Raw genomic sequence first — 26,109 nt, forward strand, 5'->3', positions numbered from 1 at the left:
ACCCACGATTGGCGACGATAACAATCGATGCACACTCCCCCGTACGGAATCGTTTGGACTTCGCGCGACGGGAGGGCGGCCGTGTTGGGATCAGACGGGGTGACGGCCGCCACGGGGTACGGGGGCGTGGCGGCCAGCCATCGTCCGGCCGTCGACGGCGCGGCCGGGGGAAGCCGCCGCTGTCAGGCGAAACGGGTCGGGTCGCCGGCCCCCACCCGGACGATCTCCGGCTCACCGTCGGAGAAGTCGACCACCGTGGTCGGATCGGTTCCGCAGTCACCCGCGTCCACCACCGCGTCCACGGCGTGGTCGAGGCGCTCCTTGATCTCCCAGCCCTGGGTCAACGGTTCCTCGTCGCCGGGCAGCAGCAGCGTGCTCGACAACAGCGGCTCGCCGAGCGCGTCGAGCAGCGCGCGGGTGACCGGATGCGCGGGGATGCGTACCCCCACGGTCTTCTTCCGGGGGTGCCACAGCCGCCGGGGCACCTCCTTCGTGGCCGGCAGGATGAAGGTGTACTGGCCGGGGGTGGCCGCCTTGACCGCCCGGAACACCGCGTTGTCCAGCTGCACGAACTGCCCGAGCTGGGCGAAGTCGCGACACACCAGGGTGAAGTGGTGACCGCTGTCGAGGTGGCGGATCTCGCGGATCCGGTCCATGCCGTCCTTGTTGCCCAGCTGACTGCCCAGGGCGAAGCAGGAATCCGTGGGGTAGGCGATCAGCCCGTCCGCGCGGACGATGTCGACCACCTGGCCGATGATGCGCGGTTGCGGGTTGTCCGGGTGCACGTCGAAGTACCTCGCCATGGGCCGAAGCTTAGAGCGCCCCCGTCCGTTGTCGGCTTACCGACAGTGGCGCGCCCCGGCAGACGTCGACGTCCATCGTTGTCCGTATGGTCGTACCCACGCCCGGTGGCGGCTACGGGGAGATGCTCCGGCCCCGCACGACGCCAACCCCGGTACGGGTCACCGTGCTCGCCTTCGCGCTGCTGTCACTGCTGTTCACCCTCGCGACGGTGCACCGGCTACTGGCCGCGACCGGCTCGTTCGGCGCCGTCGTCTTCTTCGCCGTGATGGCCGCCGCGTGCGGACTGGTCGCGGTCAGCCTGGCAGCTCGCCGACGCTGGGCACCCTGGCCCGCGTACGCCCTGGCGGGTCTGCTGGCCGCCGCCTCGCTGGGCCTCTTCGGCGCGATCACGATCGTCGGCCTGGGCCTGCTGGCCTGGGTGGTCTGGGCCCTCAACGCCCGGGTTTCCCGCGACTGGTTCAGCGGCCGTCGTCGGCTGCGCTGATCTCCCGCCGGCGCACCACCGCGATCATCGCCGTGCCGACCGCCATCACCACCCCGGACGCGAGCAACGCCACCCACGCGTCGACCCGCAGGGTCAGGATCGCGGAGCCGAGGGCACCCAGGCCCATCGCGATGATCGCGGCGAACCGCCGCACCCACGCCCGCCCGACACCACCCGCGATCCGGCTGTCCGCCACGAGATTCACGATGGCCATCGTCACCACCACCGTGGAGAGATCACGGATCCCGACGTGCCTCACCACCGCGGCCTGCGCACCGAGCACGACCGCGAGCAACCCGGTCATGACCAGCACCTCGACGTCGCCGAGAGTGCTGGTGACCAGCCACAGCGCGGCCAGTGCGAGCGTCAGACCGGCGCCAACGGTCAGCACCACCACGCCGGAACGGGGCAACCGCGACGGACCCGGCGCCCCACTGGTCGCCCGGGCGGCGAGGATCGCGCCGACGGCGAACGCGAGCAGGGCCACCAGGTTGTTGGACACCGACAGGCCGGGAGCGCCGCCGAGACCAAGCCCGATGAAGAGCACGTTGCCCGTCATGTTGCCGGTGAAGACCCGGTCCAGGGCGAGGAAACTGACCCCGTCGATCGCCCCCGTCGCCACGGTCAGCATCAGCAGCGGCACATCGTACGTCCTGGTCATGACCCTTCCGAGGCTCGCGGACGAGCGGGCGGCCCACCGCGTGGCGGGCCGTGGGAGCGGGTGTGAGCAGGGGCGATCGTCCCGCACCGGAGTTTAGCCCGAAGGGCCGGAGACCAGCCCCGATGGAGCGCTGCGGCCGGCGGACTCTCCGCCGCCGGCCGAACCGGTCCCGGCGGACGGAGCGAACGGCCTCGATGCGTTGACAAGCGTGCCGGCCGTCGGCAGGCTGGATTGGCAGGACGTAGTCAGCCGAAGTGGCACACGGGGAGAGGCCATGCGGCGTCCACGCGTCAAACCGGAGCACGCCCCCTACCGGATCGCCGACGGCCGGATCCGGATCGGCGGCCCGACGTACGGCACAGCCGCCGAGGTGGCGGATCCCAGCGGTGCGATCTGGAGCCTGCTCGAAAGCATGGACGGCAGCCGCAGCGCGGACGAGATCGTGCGTCGGGTGCGGACGGTGCATCCCGAGGAGCCGGCCACGAGCGTTCGCGCCGCCGTGCAGCGCTTCGTCGACGCCGGCTACGTTGGCCGCCAGCGACGTCGGTCGACTCCACTGAGTCGGTCCGGACCTCGTGGAGTTGGCGAACCTCAACCGCCAACTGCTCTACACCGCTCGGCGAGACGGGAGGTGAGCCCATGCGTGAGCTGCTCGATCAGGCGGAGAGCAGGCGGCTGGGGCGGGACGAGTACCTGAAGGACTTCTGGGACCGGTTCTGGGCCGTGGACGGCGCTCAGGTCTGGAAACTGGAACGGCGGCAGCATTTCCTCGAACCGGGTTACGGCGTCTGGGAGGCGTTCGACCGGGGCGACTGGCCCGAGTCGATGCGGTTGCTCGAGGTGGATCGAGAGCAGATCGCCGCCGAGCACCGACGGATGGCTCGGCACGGAATCACGCTGCACTGGGTACGGGTGGTGGAGCCGCCGCTGAGCGAGTACGTGCGATGGAACCTGCACGTGCTGCGGGTCCGGGCGGAGTGCGGCACCGACATCCGGGTCGTCGGGCCGTCGCAGGTGACGCCGCTGGAGGGCGGCGAGCCGCTGCCGGAACTCGTCACGGTGGCTGACGAGACGCTCTACGAGTTGCGCTACGACGTCGACGGCGGGCTCGTCGGCGCGGACCGCTACACCGACGCCGACCTGGTCCGGGAGTGCCGGCAGGTGGTCGTCGACCTGCACCGCGCGGGCGAACGGTTGGCGGACTACTTTCGCCGCGAGGTGGCGGGCCCATCGGACGCCACCGGCGTCTGAGGATGGTGGGAATCGACCCGTCCAGCTACCCGGTGCCCGGTCACGGGCGGCTCAGAGCAGGCGGCCCCGCGCGTCGCGGGCCACGATGCCGTCCAGTCGCCGCCCCGGTGTCAACGTCTGCGGATCGAACCAGAAGATCACCACGTCGGTGTCCACGCTCCACTGTTTCATCCGGGCGGTGACCCGGCGACCGTCGACGGTTCCGACGATCTGCTGAGCGGGGCCCACGAAGTACCCGAACGTGGGCACCGGGGCGAGTTTCGACCCGAGGGGGGACGGTTCGTAGCCGATCTCGTGGAACCCGGGCCGACGATCACTGCCCTCGACGTCGTTGACCAGGTAGTCCGGGATCAACGTGCCGTCGTCCGACCGGCGACCGGCGACCAGCCCGATCGTGACGTCCCGCGCCCGGGGCAGCTCGACCCGGACGAAGTAGAAGACCCGCTCGTCGTCGCCGTACCTGATGCCGCTGGTCACCACCGCCCCGAGCACTTTCCGGTTCTCGGCGCCGGGAGGAGGGGTGGAGGTCACGGCGGCGGAGGTCGGCGGCGCGGTGGCGGCAGGTGCCGGCGGTGGCGGCTGCCCGGGCGGACGAGCGGACCGTACCGCGGCGGTGACGCCGACGGCGACCAGCGTCACCGACAGCAGCGCGGCGGCACCGGTAGCGGCCCGGCGGCGGCGACGCAACGACCGGCCCTGTCGCATCACCGCGTCCAGGTCGAGCGACTCCCATCCGTCCGGTTCCGTCGCCCGCATGGCCGCACGGAGGCGTTCCACCTCGTTCACCGGTGCCTCCCCTCGACGGCCTGCGGCTGCGCGCCGGCCGTACGCAGCTTTCCGAGGGCCCGGGAACCGGTGCTCTTGACCGTGCCCAGCGAGACGCCGAGTTCGCGGGCCACCTGTGCCTCCGGCAGGTCGAAGTAGTAGCGCAGCACGACGATGGCCCGTTCCCGGGGAGTGAGGGAAGCGAGCACACCGAGCAGCCAGCGCCGGGTGGCCACCTCGTCGGCGATGTCGCCGCCACGCCGCTCCGGGATGTCGTCGCTCGGGTACTCGCGGATCGGCCGCCGCCAGCGGTCGACGAGGTGGTTGACCAGCACCGTGCGGGCGTACCCGTAGGCGTCGTCGTCGCGTACGCGGCTCCACGCCGCGTAGGTGCGGACCAGGGCGGTCTGCGCGGCGTCCTCGGCCTGGTGATGGTCACCGGTCATCAGGAAGGCGGCATGCACCAGCCGCCCGGACGCCGCCCGGGCGAACTCCGCGAACTCCGCGTCACCCCGGGCCATGGCCACCTCGTGCACACCTCACGCCGGACAGGACGGGCGGGAGGCCCAGAAGGTTGAGACTGCGGTAGATCAACTCTTCGGACCGGTCGTTCGTCCTTCCTCCTGCGCGCCACCGATCGGCGGCGCGCACCGAGGGAGGAAGCATGTCGCCGAACACTACGCGGGCCCGGCCCGGGCGCGGCCGTGCGCACCTGTTGCCAGCGTTGCTGCTCACCGGAGTGCTCATCGGTTGCACCCCACCGCCGCCCGCCCAGCCGGACCCCCCGGCCACGGGGGCGCCGATCGGACCGGTCACGCCGCCGCCGGTCACCGCGGCCGGACCGGTCGCCGGCACCTCGGCCCCGCCGCGCGTGGTGAGCTATCCCGCCCACGGCGGTGGACGGTGGGCGGTAGCCGACGAAGAGCCGCCGAGCGCGCCGGGTCCGGGTCGCCTGCTGCGGTACCGGGTCGCGGTGGAGCGCGACATCCGCGGCCTGCCGGTGGCCGGGTTCGCCGACGAGGTCACCCGGACGCTGTCCGATCCGCAGGGCTGGACCGCCGACGGGACCTGGCGGCTGCGTCGGGTCGGGCCAGGACAGCGGGCGGACTTCACCGTCTACCTGGCCACCCCGGGCACCCGGGACGTGCTGTGCCAGGACGTACCGGACGGCTACACCTCCTGCCGTAACGGTGATCGGGTGGTCATCAACGTGGCCCGCTGGGTCAAGGGTGTGCCGGACTACGGCGCGAGCCTTGCCGTCTACCGGCGGTACGTGATCAACCACGAGGTCGGGCACCGGCTCGGCCTGGGCCACGAGCGGTGTCCGGGGCGGGGCCGGCCCGCGCCGGTGATGCAGCAGCAGACGCTCGGACTGCACGGCTGTACGGCCAACGCGTCGCCCTATCTGAACGGCCGGCGCTACTCCGGCCGCCCCGGCGCGTACCACGACCCGATCCCGCCTCGGGATCGCGGCCTGCCCGGTTGATCGACCTCGGGGTGGTGGGGGGCCGGCCGCCCGGTTGACAGTCCGAGATTAGTCAGCGATATTTGACTCTATGGAGGTTGAGCTTTCTTCCCTGGCGGCGCGGGCGCGTACCCATGCGGCGCTCGGCGATCCGGCGCGCCTGGCGATCGTGGATGCGCTCACCCTCGGCGACGCCTCTCCCGGCGAGATCGCCAACCGCCTCGACATGCCGACGAACCTGGTCGCCCACCACGTCAAGGTCCTCACCCAGGCCAACCTGGTGGTGCGGGTCCGGTCCGAGGGTGACCGGCGCCGCACCTACCTCCAGTTGCGCCCCGAGACCCTCGCCGCCCTGGCCACCCCTCGACTGGCCGGCGTCAACCGGGTGGTCTTCGTCTGCACCCACAACTCGGCCCGCTCACAGCTGGCCGCCGCGTTGTGGAGACATCGCACCCGCGGTGCCGCCGCCTCGGCCGGCACCCACCCCGCTGCCCGGGTCCACCCCCGCGCGGTCGCCGTGGCCCATCGCCATCATCTCGACCTCGACCCGACCGGCACCGCTCACGTCGCGGACGTCGTACGGAGCGACGACCTCATCGTCGCCGTCTGCGACAACGCCCACGAGGGGCTGACCGACCAGCTACGCCCCAGGCTGCACTGGTCGGTACCCGACCCGGTCCGGGTGGACACCGACGACGCGTTCGAGTCCGCCTACGCCGACCTCGCCGACCGGGTCGCCCGGCTCGCGCCCGCCGTCCTACCCGGAGACCCACGATGACCCACCTCGCCCGCAGCCCGCGCCCCGACCTCTCGGTCGACCAGCACCTGGCCCTCCGCACGGCCGCCACCCGTCTCGCCGCCGAATTCCACGGCACGTACGGCGCCGAGACGATCGAGCGCTTCCTGCACAGCAGTTACGACCAGTTCGCCGTCGACGGCCGGATCCCCCACTACCTCCCGCTGCTCGCGGAACGCTTCGCCCGGCAGCGTCTCCAGGCACTGGCCCGGGTCGAGGGCCACCACCGCGACGGCCGGCCCGTCGTGCTGTTCCTGTGCACCCACAACGCCGGCCGCTCGCAGATGGCCCTCGGTTTCCTCACCCACCTGGCCGGCGACGGCGCCGTGGCCTGGTCCGGCGGCAGCGAACCGGGCACCGAGATCAATCCCGCGGCCGTGGCAGCCATGGCCGAACGCGGCATCGACATCTCCGACGAGTTCCCGAAGCCCTGGACCGACGAGGTGGTCCGGGCCGCCGACGTGGTGGTCACCATGGGTTGCGGTGATGCCTGCCCGGTCTTCCCCGGCACCCGCTACGAGAACTGGGAGCTCGCCGACCCGGCCGGTCTCGACGTGCACGACGTCCGACCGATCCGCGACGAGATCGAGCGGCGGGTACGACGCCTCCTCGACGAGTTGAACGTCCCCACCCGATAGCCGGTGCACCCGCCCACCGAGGAGAAGCACAACCGATGATCATCGCACTCTGGCGGCGCCTGCTGGCCGAGTTCACCGGAACCGCCCTGCTGGTCACCGCCGTGGTCGGCTCCGGCATCATGGCCACCGCGCTGTCTCCGGACGACGTCGGTCTGCAACTGCTGCAGAATTCGATCGCCACGGCGTTCGCTCTCGGCGTGCTGATCCTGATGTTCGGGCCGGTGTCCGGAGCCCACTTCAATCCGGTCGTCTCCACCGCCGACTGGCTGCTCGGCCGCCGATCCGGCACCGGCCTCACCCCCCGGGAGCTCGCCGGCTACGTGGCGGCGCAGGTGCTGGGGGCCGTCGCCGGATCGGTGCTGGCCAACCTGATGTTCGGCCTCGCCGCGATCAGCTTCGCCGGTAGGGACCGCAGCGGCGGCAACCTGTGGCTCGGTGAGATCGTGGCCACCGCCGGTCTGGTCCTGCTCGTCTTCGCGCTCGCCCGCTCGGGTCGGGCTCCGGTGGCACCGGCGGCCGTCGGCGCGTACATCGGTGCGGCCTACTGGTTCACCTCGTCCACGTCGTTCGCCAACCCAGCGGTCACCGTCGGTCGGGCGTTCACCGACACCTTCGCCGGCATCGCCCCCACCTCGGTGCCCGGCTTCGTGGTGGCACAGGTCACCGGCCTCGCCGTCGGTGTCGGGCTGCTGGCGGCCCTCTACCCCGACGCCGGCGCCGCCGCCGACCAGGTCGTGGTGCCGGCCGACGACCAGGCGGCCACGAGCCACCGCCCATGACCTCCACGCATCCAGCCCGCCACCCACGACCCGCATCACACGAGAGGCATCCGATGAGCGACAAGCCCAGCGTCCTGTTCGTCTGCGTCCACAACGCCGGCCGCTCACAGATGGCCGCCGGCTGGCTGCGCCACCTCGCCGGAGAGACCGTCGAGGTCCGCTCCGCCGGCTCCGCGCCCGCCGACCGGATCAACCCGGCCGCCGTCGAGGCGATGCGGGAGGTCGGTATCGACATCACCGACCAGCGGCCCAAGCTGCTCGAGTACGCCACGGCGGAGTCCTCCGACGTGATCGTCACCATGGGTTGCGGCGACGCCTGCCCGGTCTTCCCGGGCAAGCGTTACGAGGACTGGAAGCTCGACGACCCGGCCGGCAAGGGTGTCGAGGCGGTCCGCCCGATCCGCGACGAGATCCGTACCCGGGTCGAGAAGCTCTTGACCGAGCTGCGGACGGCGGGCTGACGCCTGCCGTTCCCATGGCGAAACACGATCAACCAGATGCACTGTTAGTGCAAAATCCCACGTTGGTTTCCATTGACGATCCCACCATCGACGCCGGAATACTGCTTCCAGTCGCGAGATCGGAGGCAGCGATGACGGCGGACAGCAGCGAGGGTCTACCCCACGGCTTCCTCGCCGCCGGACCCGACGACCCGGTGGTCATGCTCAACCTGCTGCGGTTCGTCGACGGTGGCCGCGCGCGGTACCAGCAGTACGCGAAGGCCTTCGCCACGACCGTCGCACCACGCTACGGGGTGGAGGTTCTCTACGCCGGCGACGGCGACGACCCGCTCGTCGCCACGGCGGGTCAGCAGTGGGACGCGGTTCTGTTGGTGCGCTACCCGACCCGCCGGGCGTTCAGCCGCATGCTCGCCGATCCCGACTACCAGCGGATCGCCCACCTGCGTCGGGACGCGTTGCGCGACGCCGTGCTTCAGCCCACCCGCCCCTGGATGCCGCGAGATGGCATCAGGCCGTCCTGACCGGCTCGGGCCGGGAACGCACCCGCGGCGGGACTTGCCCGGTCACCGATCGCCTGGTTAGGTATGCCTAACCAAACTCCGGGGAGGGCTGATGTCGTCGCCTGCTGTGGCCGAGGCGATCGGCGATCTGGACAGCACCGTCGTCACCACCGGCGAGGTCGATGTCGAGGCGCTCGCCGAGATCTACCGTCGCGTGCACGCCACCGACCTGGACCTGCTCGACCACCGCGTGCCGTCGGTGGAGGAACGGCTGGGCTGGACCGCCGAGGCTCCCGGCTTCGAGGCGGCGCTCGGGTACGCCGACGGTCGGCTCGTGGGTACGGTGCTGGGCTGCCCGCTGCCATCGGAGACGCTGTGGTGGCGTGACCTGGGCGCGTCCGACGATCCCGACCTCGCCGTCGAGTGGCCGGGCCGCACCTTCGCCGTCTGCGCGCTGCCGCTCTATCCCAGGCCCTGACAAGCCATGCAACCGGCGACGGACCGTCCCGCTACCGGGGATGCCGTCGCCGATGGAAACGCTCTTCGGCAGCCGAACGTATCCACGGTGGAGGACCACGTGAAACGCAACTGGGAAGCTCTCGTACTCAAGGCCTTCGGTGGCAGGAATTTCCAACTCACCGTCCTCGACAACGAGCCGGTCGGCGACCGCTACCAGCGGCTACTCATCGACGGGGGTGACCTGCTGCGCACCTGCGGCGTGCACCCCACCATGTGGATCCGGCTGTGGTTCGACAACGCGGGCCGCCCGCACCAGCGGGCCTACACGCTGGTCGACCCGGACGCCGACAGCGGACAATTCCATCTCGTGTTCGCCCTGCACGATGGCTGCGCGGCGCGTTGGGCCGCCGAAGCTCGTCCGGGAGACACCATCGAGGCGACCGTGCAGGGCAGTTCGTTCACGCTGCCCGACCCGGCACCCGCCCGTCTCTATCTGGTCGGCGACGCGGCGTCGCTACCGGCGATCAACAGCTTGCTCGACGCCGCCGGGCCCGCGTCGGCGACGGTCTGGCTCGAGTACGCCCACGACGGCGAACGGAATCTGCCGTTGCGCAGCCGCCCGCACGACGAGGTGGTGTGGGTGCCGCGCCGCGACGACGGCGCTCACCTGGTGGACACCGTCACCACGGCACTCGGCACCGGCCGCGAAGACGCCCTGTACTGGGTGGCCTGCGAGGCGGCCAGCACCCGTAGCATCGTCAAACACCTGAGACGAGGGCTTAGCGTCGGCAAGGAGCAGGTGGAGGCGCTCGCCTACTGGCGCGCGCGGTGACCGGCCACCGCCGAGCCGGCCTCCGATGCTGTACCTGACCGCCCTCAACCCGACCGACGCCGTGCTCGACGGCCTCCTGCCGGCCGCCGACGCTCTCGGTCTGCCGGTCACCGTGCTGACCGACCGGCCCGACGACTGGCCCGACGCGGTGCCGGTGCGGGGCTGCCCGGTGCGGGACCCGTACGCCGTCGCCGAGGCGGTCCGGTGCGGGCCCGCCGCGGTGGGTCTGTTCTCCAACAGCGATCATCTCCAGGCCGCGACCGCGATCGCCGCCCGCCGACTCGGTCTGCCCGGCAAGGACCCCGAGGCGGCCCGCCGCTGCAAGGACAAGGCCGCCATGCGGCGCGCCGTCGCCGAGGCCGGCCTCGACGTGGTCCGCGCCCGGGTGCTCGCCCCGGAAGACCCGGCCACCTTCGACGTCTTTCCCGCCGTGGTCAAGCCCCGGGACGGCGTCGCCAGCGAGGACGCCTACCTGGTGGCCGACGAGGCCGACCTGGCCCGGCGGGTGACGGAGATCCGCCGTCGCCGCCCGGACGTGTTCCTGGTGGTGGAGGAGTACCTGTCCGGCGACGTCCACACCCACGACACCCTCGGTGACGGCGAGACGCTGACCGGGCTCGGCGGTTGGCGTACGACGCTCGGCGCGCCGCCCACCTTCACCGAGCTGTGTCTGGAGTGGGCGCCCGCTTCCCCGGCGGCGGCCGCCGGGCTGCGGGCCCAACTGGACGCGCTCGGCGTACGGTTCGGCGCATGTCACACCGAGTTCGTCGTGCACCACGGCCGGCCCCGCCTCATCGAGGTCAACGACCGGCTGATCGGTGACCGGATGGACCTCATCCTCGCCGACCTGCTCGGGGTACCCCTGTTCGAGTACGTCATCCGGCTGCACCTCGGCGAGTCGGTGGCCGGTCTCGGCGTGCCCGACCCGGCCGCGATCACACGTACCGCCCGGGTCGAGTACGTCTGCGCCGACCGGGGCGGCATGCTGGTCGCCGCCCCCGGCCCCGTCGACGCGGTACGCGCCGGGGTGCGGCTCGGCTGCCGCCCGCTACGTGCGGTCGGCAGCACCGCCGGCTGGACCGGCACCAACCGCGACTACCTGGCCGTCCTGCACGGCATCGGGTCGGATCCGGCCGCCGTCGCACGTGCACTCGTCGAGTTCCGCGCGGAACTCGACTGGGTGATCGCCCCGTGACCGACCCCGACGAGCAGGAGCTGTTCCACCGCGTCCTGAACGCCCTGCTGCGCGAGGACCATCTCGGGCTGAGCAGCCGCGGCGGGCCCGACGGCCACGGCTGGTGGCAGGCACCGCACCCCACCGGCCGGCTACGACTGCCGGTGCGTCCCGACGGCTTCCAGCACGCCGTCCGGCTCGCCCGCGCCGAGCTGCACGTGCATCCACCCCGCCGGACGCCCCGTCGGGTGGGCACCCTGGCGGAACTGCTGGAGCTGCTCGCGCCGCACGACGACCCCGACGCCGAGCAGGGGTGGCGCACCTTCACCGACGAATGTCGGCAGGACCTGCTCGCCCGACGGCTGGCCACCGCGACCCGGTCCCACACGTACGCCCGGATCACCGCCGCCCGGGTCGGCTCGCCCACCGGCCTCGGCGGCGCGCTCCTGGACGACGTGCTCGCCGCGCACGCCGGCCATGCCGTCTACCCCACCGACCGGTGCCGCCACGGCCTCGACGGCGCCGAGCTGCTCCGGTACGCGCCGGAGCACGCCCCCACGTTCGCCCTGCGTTGGCTGCCCGTACCGGCGCGGACCCTACGGCTGAACGGCCGGCTGCCCGCCTGGTGGCCGACGCCGGGCCGGGCCGGCCAGGTCCTGCTGCCGGTGCATCCACTCACCGCCGACCGGTCGGCCCTGCCGGTGCTGGACCACCCGGTCGTGACCGTGCGACCCACCCTGTCGATGCGGACCGTCGCCCTCGACAGCTATCCGACGACACATCTGAAGCTGCCGTTGCCGACCGCGAGCCTGGGCGCCCGGAACCGCCGTACCCTCGCGCCCGACTCGATGTCCGACGGAGCCGAGGTGGCCGCGCTGCTCGGCCGCATCGCCGCGGCGCAGCCCCGGTTCGCCGACCGGATCATCCACGTCGACGAGGGCACCCACGGCCACTGCGACGGCGACGAGCTGCGGTCCTTTCTGCTGCGCCGGCTGCCCGCCGGCCTGGACCGGGCGACCGTGGTGCCGGTGGCCGCACTCGCGGCGGCGGACCCCGTCGCCGGCACGGTCGCCCAGCGGATCGGCGGTGACGAACCGGCCCGGCTGCTCGGGTCCTATCTGGATCTCCTGCTCGACTGGCACGTCTGCCTGTGGTTACGGTACGGAGTGGCGTTGGAAGCACATCCACAGAACATCCACCTGGTCCTGCCGGACACCGGTCCGCTCCGGCTGCTCTACAAGGACAACGACGGTGCCCGGCTGGATCCCCGGTACGCGGACCAGGTGCGGCTGCGCGACGAGCGGATGTGGATCCGCCACCCCGGGGAGCTGGCCGACATGTTCGTCACGATCACCCTGCACCTGGCCGCGGCGGCACCCCTGCTCGCCCTGGCGGAGCAGGGCGTCGAGGTGCCCTCCCCCGCCGAGGCGCTCCCGCCCCGGCTGCGCGCCGCCCGCGACAGGTGGGGCGACACACCCGGCACGCGACGGCTGGTCGACCGGGTCCTCACCGCCGACCGGCTGCCGGTCAAGGCGATGCTCACCGCCGGCACGCTGCTGCCCAAGCAGCGGCTCGGCTGCACCGACGTGAACAAGTACTACCTCCGCACCGGCCCCAACTACCTGCGGAGCGCCTCGTGACGCCTCGGACGGCCGAGGCCGCCGCCCGGCCCGCGGACCACTGCGCCGACCTGGCCGCAGCGCACACCCTGCTCTCCTGCTACCTGCGGGAGGTCGCCGCGCCCGACGGTGCGGCCGAGACCGTCGGTGAGCTTCTCAAGATCCGGCTGCCACACCTCGGGTTGACGCTCTCCTGCCGGCTGGCGCGGGTCTCCCCCGTGCTGGCGCACCGCTACACCGGTCCGGTCCACTGCCGACCGACGGCGGGAACGACCACCCCGGCCGTGCCGGGTCCGCCGGCAGTCGACACACCGGTCGACGGCGCGCGGCTGGCCCGGCTGCTCGCCGCCGAGCTGACCGCCCGCACCGGGCTCGCCAACGACGAGTTCGTCGAACAGGTGCTCGGCAGCCGGGACGCGCTGGCCACCCTGTTGCGACGACGCCCGTCGAGCGACCCCACCCCGATCGGCGACCCGGTGGTGGACGGCTACGTCGACTCCGAACAGTCCCTGGTGCACGGGCACCCGCACCACCCGAGTCCGAAGTGGCGCAGCGGGGATCCGGCGAGCTGGTGTCGCTACGCCCCGGAGCTGCGCAGCGCCTTCCGGCTGAGCTGGCTCGCCGTGCCCACCGACCTGGTGGCGGGCGACGGGCCCTTCGACGAGCTGATCGCACCGCTGCAACCGCCGGCCGCGCCACCCGGGCACCACCTGCTGCCGGTGCACCCGTGGCAGCTCTCGCTGGTGCCGCCGGCCGACCCGAGGCTGCGCCGGATCGGTCCGGCCGGCGTGCCGGTGCGGCCGACCGCGAGTGTCCGCACCCTCTACGCCTCCTCGGTCGACCTCTTCCTCAAGACCAGCCTGCACGTACGCATCACCAACTGCCTGCGCAAGAATGCCCGCTACGAGCTGGCCGGGGCGGTGGCGCTGACCCGGTTCCTGTCCACCGTGCCCCTTCCCGCGCGGGTCGGGTTGCTGCGCGAGCCCGGCTACCGGACCGTCGACCTGCCGGGCGCGGACGAGGCGTACGGCACGATCCTGCGCACCGGGGTGCGCGAGCATCTGCGGCCGGGCGAGCGGGTGACCCTGGCGGCGGCGCTGGCCACCGCGCCGCTGGCCGTGCCGGACCCGCTCGACTGGTGGCGGGTCTACGTCGACCTCCTGGTCCCCACCGTCCTGGGACTGTGGCTCGACCACGGTGTGGTGCACGAGGCGCACCTGCAGAACGTGCTGGTGGTGCTGGACCCGGACGGCCGCCCGACCCGCCTGATCCTGCGTGACCTGGAGGGACTCAAGCTGGACCGCGGCCGGTTGGCGAGCTGGCCGGACCGGGTTCCCCGGCAGGCCGCCTACACTCCCGCGCAGTCCTCCCGCCGCGTCATCTACTGCCTCTTCGTCAACCATCTCGCCGGTCTCGCCGGTGCGCTCGCCGACGGTCACCCCGGCGTCGAGCCCCGGCTGTGGCGGACGGTCCGCCGGGCCGTCGAGGCGACGTACGCGCGCCTGGGTGAGCCGGCCGAGCTGGCCCCGCTGCTCGCCGGCGCTCCGCTCGCGACGAAGGCGAACCTGCTGGTCCGCTGGCACCGGGCACCCGACCAGCAGGCACCCTACGTGGCGGTGCCCAATCCGCTGGGCGGCGTCGGATGACCCGTCCGACGTACGTCTACGACCTCGCCGCCCTCGCCGCGCACGCCGCCACCGTCCGGGCGGCGCTGCCCGCCCGGGTCGGGCTGCTCTACGCGGTCAAGGCCAATCCCGATCCCGGCATCCTGCGCACCCTCGCCGCCACGGTCGACGGTTTCGAGGCGGCCAGTCGCGGCGAGCTGCGTCATCTCGCGGCCGTGCTGCCCGACCGGCGGGCGGCCGCCTTCGCCGGGCCGGGCAAGACCGACGCGGATCTCGCGGCCGCGCTGACCGCCGGGGTGGGCCGGGTACACGTCGAGTCCGCCGCCGAACTGCACCGCCTGGCCGCCCTGGCCCGGGCCGCCGGGCGCACGGTCGACGTGCTGCTGCGAGTGAACCTGCCGGTCGCGACGCCGGGCGCGGTCCTGGTCATGGGTGGGCAGGCGAGCCCGTTCGGGATGGACCCGCAGGAGGCGGTCCGACTCGCCGCCGACCCGCCGGACGGTGTCCGGGTCCACGGCGTGCACGCCCACCTGGCCAGCGGTCTCGACGCGCCGACCGCCGCGGTGGTGGCGCGCGCGGTGACCGACTGGGCGGTACGGCAGGTGGGGGCCGAGGAGGTGAACGTCGGCGGGGGCATGGCCGTGGACTACAGCCGCCCGGACCACCGATTCGACTGGCCCGGCTACGGACGGCTGCTCGGCGAGGTGCTGGACGAGCACCCGACGGTCCGGCTCCGGATCGAGCCCGGTCGCGCCGTGGCGGTCTACTGCGGGTCGTACGTCACCGAGGTGGTCGACGTGAAGCGGTCCCAGGGCCGGTGGTTCGTGATCGTCGCCGGCGGCACCCACCATCTGCGTACCCCGGCGGCCAAGGGGCACTCGCAGCCGTACGTGGTGGTGCCCCGGGGCGGCGACGGGCCGCGTACCGACGGCGGCCCGGTCACGGTCGTCGGTCAGCTCTGCACCCCGAAGGATGTGCTGGCCCGGGACGTCGCCAGCGGCCCGATCGCGGTCGGTGACGTCCTCGTCTTCGGAATGGCCGGCGCCTACGCGTGGAACATCAGCCACCGCGACTTCCTCATGCACGATCCGCCCGAGTTCAGGGCAGGAGATCCGTTCGACGTGGCCCGCGACTGGGGCCGTTGACGGCGCGGTGATGCCGATCCGATCGGTGCGAACCTGCGGTGAGCAACGACTCATCCGCCTTCCCCTCCCCTGATCTTACTGTTAGCTTGTTGCCAAGGATTTGCAAGAGCAAGGTGAGTGCACTGGGGGTACGGTGACCGCCACCGCCCTACGGCGGAAGCAGCAGGACCCGCTCGGCGTCGCGGCGCAGCGCCGCCGCACCGGGATCTGGCTGCTCGCCCTGACGGTCGGGCTGATCCTCACCGGGGTGGCCGCGGTCGGGTCCGGGGCGGTCGGTATCCCACCGGCGACCGTGGCCCGGATCATCGGGCACCACCTCGTCGGGTTGCCCGGCGAGGTGACCTGGACACCTCCGCAGGAGGCCATCGTCTGGCAGGTCCGGCTGCCCCGGGTGCTGCTCGGCATGCTGGTCGGTGCCGGGCTGGCCGTGTGCGGGGTGGCGTTGCAGGCCATGGTGCGCAACGTGCTGGCCGACCCGTACCTGCTGGGCATCAACTCCGGCGCCTCCAGCGGGGCCGCCGCGGCGATCCTGTTCGGCGCGGGCGTCGGCTTCGGGCAGTACGCCCTGTCCACCAGCGCCTTCCTCGGCGCGCTCGCCGCGTCGCTGCTGGTCTTCCTGATCGCCCGCAGCGGCGGGCGGGTGACCTCGATCCGGCTGCTGCTCTCCGGCGTCGCCGTCGGATACGCGCTCTACGCCACCACCAGCTTCCTGATCTTCGCCTCCGGTTCCGCCGAGGGCGCCCGATCGGTGATGTTCTGGCTGCTCGGCTCCCTCGGGCTGGCCCGGTGGAACGCCCTGCTGCTGGTCGCCGCGATCGTGCTCGTCGGCATGATCGGTTACCTGACCGTCGTCGGGCGACGGCTCGACGTGCTGGCCATCGGCGACGAGACCGCGCAGACCCTGGGCGTGTCACCCGACCGGTTCCGGCTCCGGCTGCTCGTGCTGGTGTCGCTCGCCATCGGCGTGCTGGTCTCCGCCGCCGGCAGCATCGGCTTCGTCGGCCTCGTGGTGCCGCATCTCGCCCGCCGCATCGTCGGCGCACCGCACGTGCGCGTGGTGCCGGTCGCCGCGTTGCTCGGGGCCATCCTGCTGGTCTGGGCCGACGTGCTCGCCCGCGTGCTGCTGGCCCCGCAGGAGATCCCCATCGGCATCATCACCGCCCTGCTCGGTGCGCCCTTCCTGCTGATCCTGATCCGTCGTCTGCACGCCACCGGCGCCTGAGCGCCCGATGAGCCGAGGAGAACCGATGAAGGCAACCCGTCTGGGCGTCGCCGCCGCCGCGTCCGCCCTCACGCTGCTGGTCGCCGCCTGCGGCGGTGCCACCGACGAGCCGGTGGCGACCGGCCCCGGGTATCCGGTCACCGTCACCAACTGCGGCGTCGAGGTGACCTTCGACGCCGCGCCCGAGCGGGTCGTCCTGCTCAAGAGCGCGGCCGTGCCGTACCTGCAGGCGCTCGGCGTCATGGACCGGGTCACCGCCCGGGCCGGGCAGTACCCCAGGGAGTACTACGACGCCGAGACGCTCGCCGCACTGGACCGGGTTCCCCTGCTGACCGACAAGACCGACACCAGCGGTCACCTGCAGATCTCCAAGGAGGTGGTGATCGGCCAGGAGCCCGACCTGGTGCTCGGCGAGGTCGACAACCTGTCCCGCGACACCCTCTCGGCCGTGGACATCCCGCTGCTGGAGGAGCCGGCGATGTGCCCGGACAACACCACCACCCCGAGCTTCGACGACATCTACCGACAGATGGAGACCTACGGCCGGGTGTTCGGCCGCGAGGCGGAGGCGGCCACGGCGGTCGGCGCGCTCAAGGAGCGGATGGCGACGATCCAGGCCGGGACGGGCACGGCGTCCGGACGTACCGCGGCGGTGCTGTACCCAACCGTCGGCGGCGGCACCACGTACGCGTACGGCATCGCCAGCATGGCCCACCCGCAGTTGGCGGCGGCGGGCCTCCGCAACGTCTTCGGCGACACCCCGCAGCGGGTCTTCGAGGTCACCGTCGAGGAACTGCTCGGACGCAACCCCGACGTGCTGATCCTGCTCCACAGCGACGGCGATCCCGCCGCGGTCGAACAGGCGGTGACCGGTCTGCCCGGCGCCGAGAAACTCAACGCCGTCCGCAACGGCGAGGTGATGACCCAGCTGTTCAACTTCACCGAGCCGCCGACCCCGCTCTCCATCGACGGCCTGGAGCGGATCGTGCAGCGGTTCAGGGCCGACGCGTGATCGAGGCGACCCGGGTCTCCTGGCACTACGGCGCGAACCCGGTGATCGACGGGGTCAGCGTGACCGCCCGCCCCGGCCGCGTGCTCGGGCTGATCGGCCCCAACGGCAGCGGCAAGACCACCCTGCTGCGGCTGCTTTACGGCGCGCTGCGCAGCGGTACCGGGCAGGTCCTCGTCGACGGCGACGACCTGTCCGCCCTACCGTCGAAGGAGGCCGCCCGCCGGCTGGCCGTGGTCGTGCAGGAAACCGGCGGCGACACCGCCCTCACGGTGGCGGAGCTGGTGCTGCTGGGCCGCGGCCCGCACCTGTCCACGTTCCAGCGCACGGGCCGGACGGATCACGAGATCGCGGCGCGCTGCCTGAGCCGGGTCGGCGCCGCCCACCTGGGGTCACGGGCGTTCGCCCAACTCTCCGGCGGGGAACGCCAGCGGGTGCTCATCGCCCGCGCGTTGGCCCAGCAGGCGACCCACCTGCTGCTCGACGAGCCCACCAACCATCTCGACATCCGCTACCAGCACGAGATCCTGCGTCTGGTGCGGAACCTCGGCACCTGTTCCGTGGTCGTGCTGCACGACCTGAACCTCGCCGCCCGCTACTGCGACGACCTGGTGCTGCTCGGCCAGGGCGGGGTCGCCGCCGCCGGCACCACCGCCGAGGTCCTCGATCCCGCCGTACTCGAACCCGTCTACGGCATCGGCATCCAGCGCCTCGAACTCGACGGCGCCATCCACCTGCTGTACCACCCGAGCGGTCAGCCCGCCGTCGAGAGGAGTGCCGCATGACCGAGCGAGCGGATCATCGGCTCAGCGCGCAGGAGCGCATCAACGCCTACTGGACCGGGCGCGCGCCCGGCTACGACGAGTACCAGCAGCGCCCCGACCGACTGGCCGCCGACACCCGGGCCTGGTCGCAGATCTGGGCGGAGGCCCTGCCGCCGGCGCCGCTGGACGTGCTCGACGTCGGCACCGGAACCGGGCAGGTCGCCATGGTGCTGGCCGGCCTCGGGCACCGGGTCACCGGCATCGACCTCGCCGAGGGCATGCTGGCCCAGGCCCGCCGGCACGCCGCCGGGATGCCGGGCGGTCCGGTCATCCGGCACGGCGACGCGGTACGTCCGGAATTCCCCGCCGCCAGCTTCGACGCCGTCGTCAGCCGTTACCTGATGTGGACGCTGCGCGACCCCGAGACGGCGGTGGCGAACTGGGCCCGCCTGCTGCGTCCCGGCGGCACGGTCGCGGTGGTCGACAGCACCTGGTTCCCCGGCGGCCTCGACGATGCCGCGGAGAGCTTCGCCGACCACTACGACAGCCAGGTGCGGGCGGCGCTGCCGCTGGCCACGGCGACCTCCATCAACCAGACCGTGGCCGTGCTGGAACGGGCGGGTCTCACCGGGGTGACGACCACACCGCTGACGTCGATCTTCGAGCTGGACCGACGCTTCGGCGTCGCCCCGAACCACGAGCACCGGATGCAGTACCTGATCGCCGGCCGGGTGTGAACCACGCCGCCGGACGCCGGACGGGCACGGCCCGCCCGGCGTCGGTGCGGCGGCCCACCCGCGCAGCCGTCTAGCGCTCGTCAGAAGTCGTCGTCGAAGGCGACCGTGCCGGTGACCCCGACCTGGTACGCCGACACCCGACGCTCGAAGAAGTTGGACAGCTCCTGCACGTCCTGCAACTCCATGAAGGCGAACGGGTTCTTCGACCCGTACAGCGGTTCGATCTCCAACTGTGCCAACCGGCGGTCGGCGACGTGCTGGAGGTATTCGCGCATGTCGGCCAGGGAAAGCCCGGACACACCCTGTTCGAGCAGGTCCGCGGCGAACTGCACCTCGCACTCGACGGCCTCGGCCAGCATCTCCCGGACCTGCCGCCGCAGCTCGGCGTCGAACAGGTCCGGCTCCTCGGCGCGTACGGTGTCGACCACGTCGAAGGCGAAGGCCATGTGCATCGACTCGTCCCGGAACACCCAGTTGGTGCCCGAGGCCAGGCCGTGCAGCAGACCCCGGGAACGCAGGAAGTACACGTAGGCGAAGGCGCCGTAGAAGAACAGCCCCTCGATGCAGGCGGCGAAGCAGATCAGGTTCAGCAGGAACGCCCGCCGGTCCTCACGGGTCCGCAACTCCCGCAGCTCGAAGATGGAGTCGATCCACTTGAAGCAGAACTCGGCCTTGCGGGCGATCGACGGGATGTTCTCCACCGCCGCGAACGCTGCGAACCGTTCCCGCTCGTCCGGCACGTAGGTGTCGAGGAGGTTCAGGTAGAACTGGACGTGCACCGCCTCCTCGAACAGTTGCCGGGACAGGTAGAGCCGGCCCTCCGGGGAGTTGACGTGCTGATAGAGGTTGAGCACGAGGTTGTTGGCGACGATGGTGTCGCCGGTGGCGAAGAACGCGACGAGCCGCGACACCAGATGCTGCTCCGCCGGGGACAGCCTGGCCAGGTCGGCGAGGTCGGAGTGCAGGTCGACCTCCTCGACCGTCCAGGTGTTCTTGATCGCGTCCTTGAACCGGTCGAAGAACTGCGGGTAGCGCATCGGCCGCAGCGTGAGATCCATGCCGGGGTCGAGCAGCATGTGCCGCTGCCCCGCGCTGGTGCTGGTTTCGGAAACAGTGGTCACTGGCACGCCTCGCAGCTCTCGGGGTTCTCCAGGGAGCAGGCCAACGCCTCGTCGTCGCTCACCGCGACGACCGGCTTGATGGCGACGGTGGCCTGCTGGATCCGGGTCGCCGGACGCGACCGCAGGTAGTAGGTGGTCTTGAGCCCGGATTTCCAGGCGTACAGGTACATCGAGGAGAGCTTGCCGATGGTCGGAGCGCTCAGGAACAGATTCAGCGACTGCGACTGGTCGATGAAGGGCGCACGGGCGGCGGCTAGATCGATCAGCGCCCGCTGTGGCAGCTCCCACGCGGTGCGGAACAGCTCCCGCACGTCCGCGGGCAGCTCGGCGATGCCCTGCACCGACCCTTCGGCCCGCTTGATCTGCTCACGTACCGGTGCCGTCCACAGTCCGCGTGCCTTCAGCTCACCCACCAGGTAGGTGTTGATCTGGAGGAACTCACCGGACATCGTCTCGCGCTTGAACAGGTTGGACACCTGTGGCTCGATGCACTCGTAGCAGCCGGCGATCGACGCGATCGTGGCGGTCGGCGCGATCGCCACCAGCAGCGAGTTGCGCAGGCCGTGGGCGGCGATCCGCTCGCGCAGGGCGGCCCACCGTTGCGGCTGCGACACCTCCGCGCCCCACAGGTCCGGGTGCAGCTCGCCCTTCGCGGCGCGGGTTTCGGCGTACGCGGGATGCGGGCCGAAACGTTCGGCGAGCCCGGCGGAGGTCTCCAGCGCGGTCAGGAAGATCTCCTCCTGCACCCGGGTGGACAGTTCCCGCGCCCGCGCCGAGTCGAACGGCAGCCGCAGCGTGAACAACGCGTCCTGCAGGCCCATCAGCCCGAGCCCGACCGGACGCCAGCGCGGGTTCGACACCGCCGTCTGTTCGGCCGGGTAGTAGTTGATGTCGATGACCCGGTCGAGGAACACCACCGCGGTGCGTACCGTCTCGCGCAGCCGGTCCCAGTCGACGCCGTCGGCGGTGACGTGCGCGCCCAGGTTGACCGACCCCAGGTTGCACACCGCGGTCTCGGTGTCGCTGTTGACCTCGAGGATCTCGGTGCACAGGTTCGACAGGTGGATCGTGTTGCCGGGCGCGCCGGTCTGGTTAGACAGCCGGTTCGCCGCGTCCTTGAACGTCATCCACCCGTTGCCGGTCTGCGCGAGCGTGCGCATCATCCGCCCGTACAGGTCGCGGGCCTTGACCGTCCGGACGGCCTTCTTCTCCGCCGCCCGGTACGCCTCGTCGAACGCCTCGCCGAACAGGTCCGGCAGCTCGGGCGCGTCGGACGGGTCGATCAACGACCAGTCCTCGTCCGCCTCGACCCGCCGCATGAACTCGTCGGGAATCCAGTTGGCCAGGTTCAGGTTGTGGGTACGCCGGGACTCCTCGCCGGTGTTGTCCCGCAGTTCCAGGAACTCCTCGATGTCCGGGTGCCACGGCTCCAGGTACACGCAGGCGGCGCCCTTGCGACGGCCGCCCTGGTTGACCGCGGCCACCCCGGCGTCGAGCGTCTTGAGGAACGGCACGATGCCGTTGGACCTGCCGTTGGTGCCTCGGATCAACGCACCACGACCCCGGACCCTCGACCACGAGATGCCGATGCCACCGGAGAACTTCGACAGCTTCGCCACCTGGTGGTAACGCTCGTAGATCGAGTCGAGTTCGTCGCGCGGCGAGTCGACCAGGAAGCACGACGACATCTGGGTGTGCCGGGTGCCCGAGTTGAACAGCGTCGGTGAACTCGGCAGGTACGCCAGGCTGGACATCAGCCGGTAGAACCCGATCGCCTCACCCGGCGTCCGCGACAGTCCGCAGGCGACCCGCAGCAGCCAGTACTGCGGCGTCTCCACCACCAGGCGGGTCTGCGGATGCCGCAGCAGGTACCGGTCCGCGACCGTGCGCAGTCCGAAGTACTCGAAGCGCAGGTCACCGTCCGGGTCCACCGCGTCGTCGAGCTTGCGCGCGTTGCGGGCCACGAACGCCGCGGTCGCGTCCCCGATCAGCCCCAGGCCGTGCGCGTACCGGATCGACTGGCTGAAGCTCGCCACCTGCTGCCCGCGGACCTCCTTGTCCACGTAGGCGGCCAGCAGCCGCGCCGCCAGTTTCGAGTACTGCGGCTCCTCACCGATCAGCTCGGCGGCCGTCTGGATGGACAGTTTGTCCAGTTCGGCGGTGGTGGCACCGTCGTACAGGCCGCTGATGGTCTTCGTCGCCACCCGCAGTGGATCGACCTCGTCGAGGTCGTCCACCCACCGCTCCACCGCCCGGACGATCTTGTTGACGTCCACCGGTTCCGTGGCGCCGTCGCGCTTGCGGACCTGCATCACGTGCCGCCGCTGCTCCGACACACCTGGGTCGGACGTCGGCATCTCCCGCACGACCGTCACGTCTCTCTCCTCGCGCCGTCTGCTCAAGGGCCTCGAACGCACGGGAGGACGCCACGGGATCCGCGCGCAGGGCGCGGTCCGTCGAGGGCGTCGGCCGTCCCGCGCGGCCTACGGCCGCCGCCCGCGAGTGCGGGCGGCGTGCTGGCAGGTCTTCGGACTCGTGGGCGTGCTCGCGCTCCTACTGGCCGTCGCTTCCCAGGCCGGGGCCCAGTGCTGTGTGACGGCGGTCGTTCCCACTTACCGCTGCGGGGCAGTCCCGGACTCGCACCGGGTTCCCTGTTGCCTCGGCCGCCCCGGATGGGCGCCCGAACCAGCTACGGGTGACACCATATATGGGTCGCCCACCAACGCAAGACACCAGATGGTGTGCCGGCGTGTTCGTGCAACGATCGTCACACCCGAGGGGGTACGCGACCCGTCCCGTCCCGTGCTTGACCGATCGGCGGCCGGCAGGACGCCGGCTGACCGGGGCCGGGGATCAGTCGGCCGGCGCTGTCGGCAACGGCAGCCAGCGCAGCCGCTCGCCGAGCCCGTCCGGGGCTGCGGCGAAGGCACGCTCGACCGCCTGCCGACCCTGGGAGAAATGCGACCAGCCCTCGTAGTGCACCGGGATGATGGTGCGCGGCCGGACCAGCCGGCAGAGTTCCACGGCGTCGGCCGCGGTGAGGCTGTAGTGCAGCCCGCCGGTGATCGGGAACCGCACCGCGCCCAGGTGCAGCAGCACCGTGTCGACGGTCATCCGGCGCGACACCTCACGCACCCCGGGGTAGAGCACGGTGTCACCGGTGATCCAGAGGACGCCGTGCTCCTGACCGGCCCACTCCAGCGCGAATCCGATCACCTCACCGACGACGGGGCGGCTCAGCGCCGGACCGTGCCGGCACGGCGTCGCGGTGACCCTGAGGTGCGGGCGGTCCCCGTCCTCAAGCACCATCTCGTCCCAGGCCCGCAGCCCCCGGACCCGGCCGCCGAGACGACGGGCCCCGGACCGCGTGGTGACCACGACCGGAGCCTCGGCCAGCAGGTCCCGTCCCCGGTCGTCGAGGTTGTCGGCATGATGGTCGTGGCTGAGCAGGATCGCGTCCACCGGCCCGATCTCGTCCGGTCGCAGCGCCGGCCCGGTCCTCTTACGCGAGCTGGTGCCCCATCCGAACGAGTACCGGCGGCCCGGCGGGTCGAAGGTCGGGTCGGTGAGAATGCGCCAACCGGACACCTCGATGAGCGCCGTCGGGCCTCCGACATGGGTGACTCGAACGTCCTTCATACCCGACCCCGCATGGCTGCCCGACGACGCATCGGTCCGTCGACCGAGCCGGCTCGTCCCGGGACCGCGCGGCCGGCCCGATCGCGGTACCCAGTCTAGGGGTGCCGATGCGAGCTGGCCCTACCGTCCGGCCCCGGATCCGGGCGATGCCCTTTCACCCGGCACAGACAACCGTCGGCCCGCGACAGTAGGGTCTACTGATCGAGACTGATCTGCCGCGCACGCGCGCCGCACTCGCCGACGACCTGGTGTCGCTCGGGGTGCGACGCGGGTCGGTGCTGCTGGTGCACTCCTCCCTCAAGGCACTCGGCTGGGTCTGCGGCGGCCCGGTCGCAGTGGTCCAGGCACTACTCGACGCGCTGGGTCCCGACGGCACGCTGGTGGTGCCGACCCACACCCCGGACAACACCGATCCCGCCGGCTGGCGGCATCCGCCCGTACCGGAGTCGTGGTGGCCGATGATCCGTGAACACATGCCCGGGTTCGATCCGGCGGTCACGCCGAGCCGGTGGATGGGTGTGATCGCGGAGACGGTGCGTACCTGGCCGGGGGCATGCCGCAGCGACCACCCACAGGTGTCGTTCGCGGCCGTCGGCCCGGCCGCCGAATCCGTCGTGGCCGGGCATCGACTCGACGAGATGCTGGGCGAGCACTCCCCCGTCGGCGCCGTGTACCGGTTGGACGGTGACGTCCTGCTGCTGGGCGTCGGACACCGCAGCAACACCTCCCTGCACCTGGCCGAGTACCGGCTGCCCGACCCACCACGCAGGCGGGAAGGTTCGGCCATCCGCACTTCCGCCGGGCGAGCCTGGACGCAGTGGCAGGACGTCGACACCGACGAGAGCGACTTCGATCAGGTCGGTGACGCTTTCGACGGAACCGGCAGCGCCCGGACCGGGCAGGTGGGCGGCGCCGAATGCCGGCTGATGCGTCAGCGAGCGCTGGTCGACTTCGCCGTGGACTGGCTCACCACCCGTCGGAAGACCCGCGGGCGTTAGCGGCACGACGACGGTGTCACGGGCGTCATGATCATGCCTACGAGGCGTCCGTGATCGAAACCTGATTCGCGGATCGTGGCCGAGGCTCGAACATGCTCAGTAAGCTCTCGCCCTCGGCGACAACTGCATCGCGCTCGCCGGCCGCCAGAGCGCGCAACAGCGTGACCCGCAACGTAGCCACGCCGTCGTCGACCGAGACCGCCCAGGTGCCCGAGACCCGGCCATCGACCAGCAGGAGACGGGCACCCGTGACGCTCAGCCCGCGATGCTCGGCATCGATGACGCGGCTGCGGTCGTCGTAGCCGAGCACCGCGTTGTCGAACGCCGGCAGGAAGCGCGGCGGCGCCGGGGTCTCCGGATCGGGCAGCACACCGTCGGGCACGTCGAACAGCTCGCGGCCTCGCTCGTCGCGGAACGTCCGCAACGACGGCCGCAACCGTTGGACGGACTCCCGCAGCCCGCTCAACCCCGACCAGGCGCGGATGTCAGCGCTGGCCGCCGGGCCGAAGGCGGTCAGATAACGCAGGACCAGCGCATCGACGGAGGACGGCGACGGCGGCGCCAACGGACGGCCCAGCCACGCCTCGATCGTGGTGTTGTACGCGCCGGCGCGCTCACCCCAGACACCACGGGGCGGCACCTGCACGAGCGGCACGAGCGTGCTGAGCGCGTCACCCAACGAGCGCGGCTGCACCCCCGGCCAACGATCGGCGATCGCGCGGGCCGCCTCGGTCAGCAGGCGTGGCCGCTCCTCGAACAACGGCCTGCCCAGTCTCGTCAGCTCGTCGAGGTCGACGCCGGGCAGCGTCCGGCGCAGCGTCGACCACATGCGCGAGACCAGCATCGACTGGTGCACGGGTCGCAACGCGACACAGTCGCGTGCGGTCACCAGGTGCAGGGTGCGGCGCATCAGCAGCGTGCGGACCGCCCGGCGGCTCACCAGCAGCTCGGCCAGCGCCGACGGCTGGAAGCCGGCCAGTCGGCTCCACAACCCGACGTACGGCTCCAGGGGCTCCTGCGCCTGCAACCCCACCAGGCGCTCGAGGGCGTCGGTGACCGGCATGTCGTGCCGCCGCAGCAGGAGTTGGCGGGCCAGGAGCGCCCGGTTCAGCACACGGCGGTCGAGCACGCTCATGGCAGGGACGCTATCGCCGACCTCGG

The 26,109-nt window shown here is 71.8% G+C and carries 27 protein-coding genes and 1 riboswitch; of the genes, 19 read left to right on the forward strand and 8 right to left on the reverse strand.

Going from position 1 to position 26,109, the window contains the following annotated elements:
- Window positions 1-182: 182 nt before the first annotated feature.
- Window positions 183-803 carry an L-threonylcarbamoyladenylate synthase gene (locus SM447_RS14170; RefSeq protein ID WP_474573225.1) on the reverse strand — a complete coding sequence of 207 codons (621 nt, stop codon included), beginning with the start codon at window positions 801-803 and terminating at the stop codon, window positions 183-185.
- Window positions 804-889: 86 nt separating this feature from the next.
- Between SM447_RS14170 and SM447_RS14175 the strand changes: the two genes are divergently transcribed.
- A complete protein-coding gene (locus SM447_RS14175) occupies window positions 890-1,288 on the forward strand; it encodes a hypothetical protein (RefSeq protein WP_474573226.1) in 399 nt (132 codons plus the stop codon).
- Here SM447_RS14175 and SM447_RS14180 read toward each other — a convergent pair.
- On the reverse strand, window positions 1,263-1,949 hold the full coding sequence (locus tag SM447_RS14180) for a YoaK family protein (RefSeq protein WP_474573227.1): 687 nt from the start codon (window positions 1,947-1,949) through the stop codon (window positions 1,263-1,265). The two genes, SM447_RS14175 and SM447_RS14180, sit on opposite strands and share 26 nt — an antisense overlap.
- A 639-nt stretch (window positions 1,950-2,588) precedes the next feature.
- Here SM447_RS14180 and SM447_RS14185 point away from each other — a divergent pair.
- Complete coding sequence (locus SM447_RS14185; RefSeq protein ID WP_474573228.1) at window positions 2,589-3,200, forward strand: DUF6879 family protein; 612 nt, start codon at window positions 2,589-2,591, stop codon at window positions 3,198-3,200.
- A gap of 51 nt (window positions 3,201-3,251) precedes the next feature.
- On the opposite strand, the gene SM447_RS14190 is transcribed toward SM447_RS14185, so the two are convergent.
- Together SM447_RS14190 and SM447_RS14195 are read right to left on the reverse strand one after the other, a co-directional pair.
- Complete coding sequence (locus SM447_RS14190; protein WP_474573229.1) at window positions 3,252-3,986, reverse strand: hypothetical protein; 735 nt, start codon at window positions 3,984-3,986, stop codon at window positions 3,252-3,254.
- On the reverse strand, window positions 3,983-4,486 hold the full coding sequence (locus SM447_RS14195; protein ID WP_474573287.1) for a SigE family RNA polymerase sigma factor: 504 nt from the start codon (window positions 4,484-4,486) through the stop codon (window positions 3,983-3,985). Before SM447_RS14195 ends, SM447_RS14190 begins: the two co-directional genes overlap by 4 nt.
- Window positions 4,487-4,629: 143 nt before the next feature.
- Here SM447_RS14195 and SM447_RS14200 point away from each other — a divergent pair, with 143 nt between their 5' ends.
- The 16 genes from SM447_RS14200 (at window position 4,630) to SM447_RS14275 (ending at window position 19,190) form a co-directional block, all read left to right on the forward strand.
- Complete coding sequence (locus tag SM447_RS14200) at window positions 4,630-5,451, forward strand: DUF3152 domain-containing protein (RefSeq protein ID WP_474573230.1); 822 nt, start codon at window positions 4,630-4,632, stop codon at window positions 5,449-5,451.
- Between the two features lie 70 nt (window positions 5,452-5,521).
- Window positions 5,522-6,208 carry an arsenate reductase/protein-tyrosine-phosphatase family protein gene (locus SM447_RS14205; protein ID WP_474573231.1) on the forward strand — a complete coding sequence of 229 codons (687 nt, stop codon included), beginning with the start codon at window positions 5,522-5,524 and terminating at the stop codon, window positions 6,206-6,208.
- Window positions 6,205-6,864: an arsenate reductase ArsC gene (locus SM447_RS14210; RefSeq protein ID WP_474573232.1), complete on the forward strand. Its 660-nt coding sequence runs from the start codon at window positions 6,205-6,207 to the stop codon at window positions 6,862-6,864. Before SM447_RS14205 ends, SM447_RS14210 begins: the two co-directional genes overlap by 4 nt.
- 35 nt (window positions 6,865-6,899) lie before the next feature.
- A complete protein-coding gene (locus SM447_RS14215) occupies window positions 6,900-7,643 on the forward strand; it encodes an aquaporin (protein ID WP_474573233.1) in 744 nt (247 codons plus the stop codon).
- Window positions 7,644-7,696: 53 nt separating this feature from the next.
- Window positions 7,697-8,104, forward strand: coding sequence for an arsenate reductase ArsC (locus SM447_RS14220; RefSeq protein WP_474573234.1), 408 nt, complete (start codon window positions 7,697-7,699; stop codon window positions 8,102-8,104).
- Window positions 8,105-8,235: 131 nt separating this feature from the next.
- Entirely contained in the window at window positions 8,236-8,625 is a 390-nt protein-coding gene (locus tag SM447_RS14225) for a DUF1330 domain-containing protein (protein ID WP_474573235.1), read from the forward strand.
- 91 nt (window positions 8,626-8,716) lie between these two features.
- On the forward strand, window positions 8,717-9,082 hold the full coding sequence (locus SM447_RS14230) for a hypothetical protein (RefSeq protein WP_474573236.1): 366 nt from the start codon (window positions 8,717-8,719) through the stop codon (window positions 9,080-9,082).
- A gap of 99 nt (window positions 9,083-9,181) precedes the next feature.
- Entirely contained in the window at window positions 9,182-9,895 is a 714-nt protein-coding gene (locus SM447_RS14235) for a siderophore-interacting protein (RefSeq protein ID WP_474573237.1), read from the forward strand.
- A gap of 25 nt (window positions 9,896-9,920) precedes the next feature.
- Window positions 9,921-11,090: an ATP-grasp domain-containing protein gene (locus SM447_RS14240; RefSeq protein ID WP_474573238.1), complete on the forward strand. Its 1,170-nt coding sequence runs from the start codon at window positions 9,921-9,923 to the stop codon at window positions 11,088-11,090.
- Window positions 11,087-12,709, forward strand: a complete 1,623-nt coding sequence (locus SM447_RS14245) for an IucA/IucC family protein (RefSeq protein WP_474573239.1) — start codon at window positions 11,087-11,089, stop codon at window positions 12,707-12,709. Before SM447_RS14240 ends, SM447_RS14245 begins: the two co-directional genes overlap by 4 nt.
- Entirely contained in the window at window positions 12,706-14,334 is a 1,629-nt protein-coding gene (locus tag SM447_RS14250) for an IucA/IucC family protein (protein WP_474573240.1), read from the forward strand. Before SM447_RS14245 ends, SM447_RS14250 begins: the two co-directional genes overlap by 4 nt.
- A complete protein-coding gene (locus SM447_RS14255; protein WP_474573241.1) occupies window positions 14,331-15,458 on the forward strand; it encodes an alanine racemase in 1,128 nt (375 codons plus the stop codon). The genes SM447_RS14250 and SM447_RS14255 overlap by 4 nt, the downstream gene beginning before the upstream one ends.
- Before the next feature lie 133 nt (window positions 15,459-15,591).
- Window positions 15,592-16,680 carry a FecCD family ABC transporter permease gene (locus SM447_RS14260; RefSeq protein WP_474573242.1) on the forward strand — a complete coding sequence of 363 codons (1,089 nt, stop codon included), beginning with the start codon at window positions 15,592-15,594 and terminating at the stop codon, window positions 16,678-16,680.
- A 25-nt stretch (window positions 16,681-16,705) separates the two neighbouring features.
- The gene (locus SM447_RS14265; protein ID WP_474573243.1) at window positions 16,706-17,692 is read left to right on the forward strand and encodes an ABC transporter substrate-binding protein; all 987 of its coding nucleotides are present in this window, start codon (window positions 16,706-16,708) and stop codon (window positions 17,690-17,692) included.
- Window positions 17,689-18,474, forward strand: a complete 786-nt coding sequence (locus SM447_RS14270; RefSeq protein WP_474573244.1) for an ABC transporter ATP-binding protein — start codon at window positions 17,689-17,691, stop codon at window positions 18,472-18,474. Before SM447_RS14265 ends, SM447_RS14270 begins: the two co-directional genes overlap by 4 nt.
- Window positions 18,471-19,190 carry a class I SAM-dependent methyltransferase gene (locus tag SM447_RS14275; RefSeq protein ID WP_474573245.1) on the forward strand — a complete coding sequence of 240 codons (720 nt, stop codon included), beginning with the start codon at window positions 18,471-18,473 and terminating at the stop codon, window positions 19,188-19,190. Before SM447_RS14270 ends, SM447_RS14275 begins: the two co-directional genes overlap by 4 nt.
- Window positions 19,191-19,270: 80 nt before the next feature.
- Here SM447_RS14275 and SM447_RS14280 read toward each other — a convergent pair whose 3' ends face one another.
- The 3 genes from SM447_RS14280 to SM447_RS14290 form a co-directional block, all read right to left on the reverse strand.
- Window positions 19,271-20,266: a ribonucleotide-diphosphate reductase subunit beta gene (locus SM447_RS14280; RefSeq protein ID WP_474573288.1), complete on the reverse strand. Its 996-nt coding sequence runs from the start codon at window positions 20,264-20,266 to the stop codon at window positions 19,271-19,273.
- 41 nt (window positions 20,267-20,307) lie between these two features.
- The gene (locus SM447_RS14285) at window positions 20,308-22,668 is read right to left on the reverse strand and encodes a ribonucleoside-diphosphate reductase subunit alpha (protein ID WP_474573289.1); all 2,361 of its coding nucleotides are present in this window, start codon (window positions 22,666-22,668) and stop codon (window positions 20,308-20,310) included.
- Between the two features lie 144 nt (window positions 22,669-22,812).
- A riboswitch (cobalamin riboswitch) is annotated at window positions 22,813-23,016 on the reverse strand.
- A gap of 148 nt (window positions 23,017-23,164) precedes the next feature.
- Window positions 23,165-23,950 (reverse strand): MBL fold metallo-hydrolase, encoded by a 786-nt coding sequence (locus SM447_RS14290; protein ID WP_474573246.1) that lies wholly within the window; start codon window positions 23,948-23,950, stop codon window positions 23,165-23,167.
- A gap of 248 nt (window positions 23,951-24,198) precedes the next feature.
- On the opposite strand from SM447_RS14290, the gene SM447_RS14295 reads away from it, so the two are divergent.
- Window positions 24,199-24,948: an AAC(3) family N-acetyltransferase gene (locus tag SM447_RS14295; RefSeq protein ID WP_474573247.1), complete on the forward strand. Its 750-nt coding sequence runs from the start codon at window positions 24,199-24,201 to the stop codon at window positions 24,946-24,948.
- A 37-nt stretch (window positions 24,949-24,985) separates the two neighbouring features.
- Here the strand turns inward: SM447_RS14295 and SM447_RS14300 are convergent, their stop codons facing one another.
- Window positions 24,986-26,083 (reverse strand): winged helix DNA-binding domain-containing protein, encoded by a 1,098-nt coding sequence (locus SM447_RS14300; protein ID WP_474573248.1) that lies wholly within the window; start codon window positions 26,081-26,083, stop codon window positions 24,986-24,988.
- Window positions 26,084-26,109: the final 26 nt, after the last annotated feature.

It is taken from the genome of Micromonospora aridisoli, from assembly GCF_056150025.1.

Bases quoted from the DNA above. Each gene is read 5' to 3' on its own strand.
- SM447_RS14180 (WP_474573227.1), bottom strand. From the start codon at position 1,949: ATGACCAGGACGTACGATGTGCCGCTGCTGATGCTGACCGTGGCGACG.
- SM447_RS14170 (WP_474573225.1), bottom strand. From the start codon at position 803: ATGGCGAGGTACTTCGACGTGCACCCGGACAACCCGCAACCGCGCATC.
- SM447_RS14205 (WP_474573231.1), top strand. From the start codon at position 5,522: ATGGAGGTTGAGCTTTCTTCCCTGGCGGCGCGGGCGCGTACCCATGCG.
- SM447_RS14200 (WP_474573230.1), top strand. From the start codon at position 4,630: ATGTCGCCGAACACTACGCGGGCCCGGCCCGGGCGCGGCCGTGCGCAC.
- SM447_RS14175 (WP_474573226.1), top strand. From the start codon at position 890: ATGGTCGTACCCACGCCCGGTGGCGGCTACGGGGAGATGCTCCGGCCC.
- SM447_RS14225 (WP_474573235.1), top strand. From the start codon at position 8,236: ATGACGGCGGACAGCAGCGAGGGTCTACCCCACGGCTTCCTCGCCGCC.
- SM447_RS14210 (WP_474573232.1), top strand. From the start codon at position 6,205: ATGACCCACCTCGCCCGCAGCCCGCGCCCCGACCTCTCGGTCGACCAG.
- SM447_RS14195 (WP_474573287.1), bottom strand. From the start codon at position 4,486: ATGGCCCGGGGTGACGCGGAGTTCGCGGAGTTCGCCCGGGCGGCGTCC.
- SM447_RS14230 (WP_474573236.1), top strand. From the start codon at position 8,717: ATGTCGTCGCCTGCTGTGGCCGAGGCGATCGGCGATCTGGACAGCACC.
- SM447_RS14255 (WP_474573241.1), top strand. From the start codon at position 14,331: ATGACCCGTCCGACGTACGTCTACGACCTCGCCGCCCTCGCCGCGCAC.
- SM447_RS14185 (WP_474573228.1), top strand. From the start codon at position 2,589: ATGCGTGAGCTGCTCGATCAGGCGGAGAGCAGGCGGCTGGGGCGGGAC.
- SM447_RS14290 (WP_474573246.1), bottom strand. From the start codon at position 23,950: ATGAAGGACGTTCGAGTCACCCATGTCGGAGGCCCGACGGCGCTCATC.
- SM447_RS14220 (WP_474573234.1), top strand. From the start codon at position 7,697: ATGAGCGACAAGCCCAGCGTCCTGTTCGTCTGCGTCCACAACGCCGGC.
- SM447_RS14285 (WP_474573289.1), bottom strand. From the start codon at position 22,668: ATGCCGACGTCCGACCCAGGTGTGTCGGAGCAGCGGCGGCACGTGATG.
- SM447_RS14265 (WP_474573243.1), top strand. From the start codon at position 16,706: ATGAAGGCAACCCGTCTGGGCGTCGCCGCCGCCGCGTCCGCCCTCACG.
- SM447_RS14275 (WP_474573245.1), top strand. From the start codon at position 18,471: ATGACCGAGCGAGCGGATCATCGGCTCAGCGCGCAGGAGCGCATCAAC.
- SM447_RS14215 (WP_474573233.1), top strand. From the start codon at position 6,900: ATGATCATCGCACTCTGGCGGCGCCTGCTGGCCGAGTTCACCGGAACC.
- SM447_RS14300 (WP_474573248.1), bottom strand. From the start codon at position 26,083: ATGAGCGTGCTCGACCGCCGTGTGCTGAACCGGGCGCTCCTGGCCCGC.
- SM447_RS14240 (WP_474573238.1), top strand. From the start codon at position 9,921: ATGCTGTACCTGACCGCCCTCAACCCGACCGACGCCGTGCTCGACGGC.
- SM447_RS14280 (WP_474573288.1), bottom strand. From the start codon at position 20,266: ATGCTGCTCGACCCCGGCATGGATCTCACGCTGCGGCCGATGCGCTAC.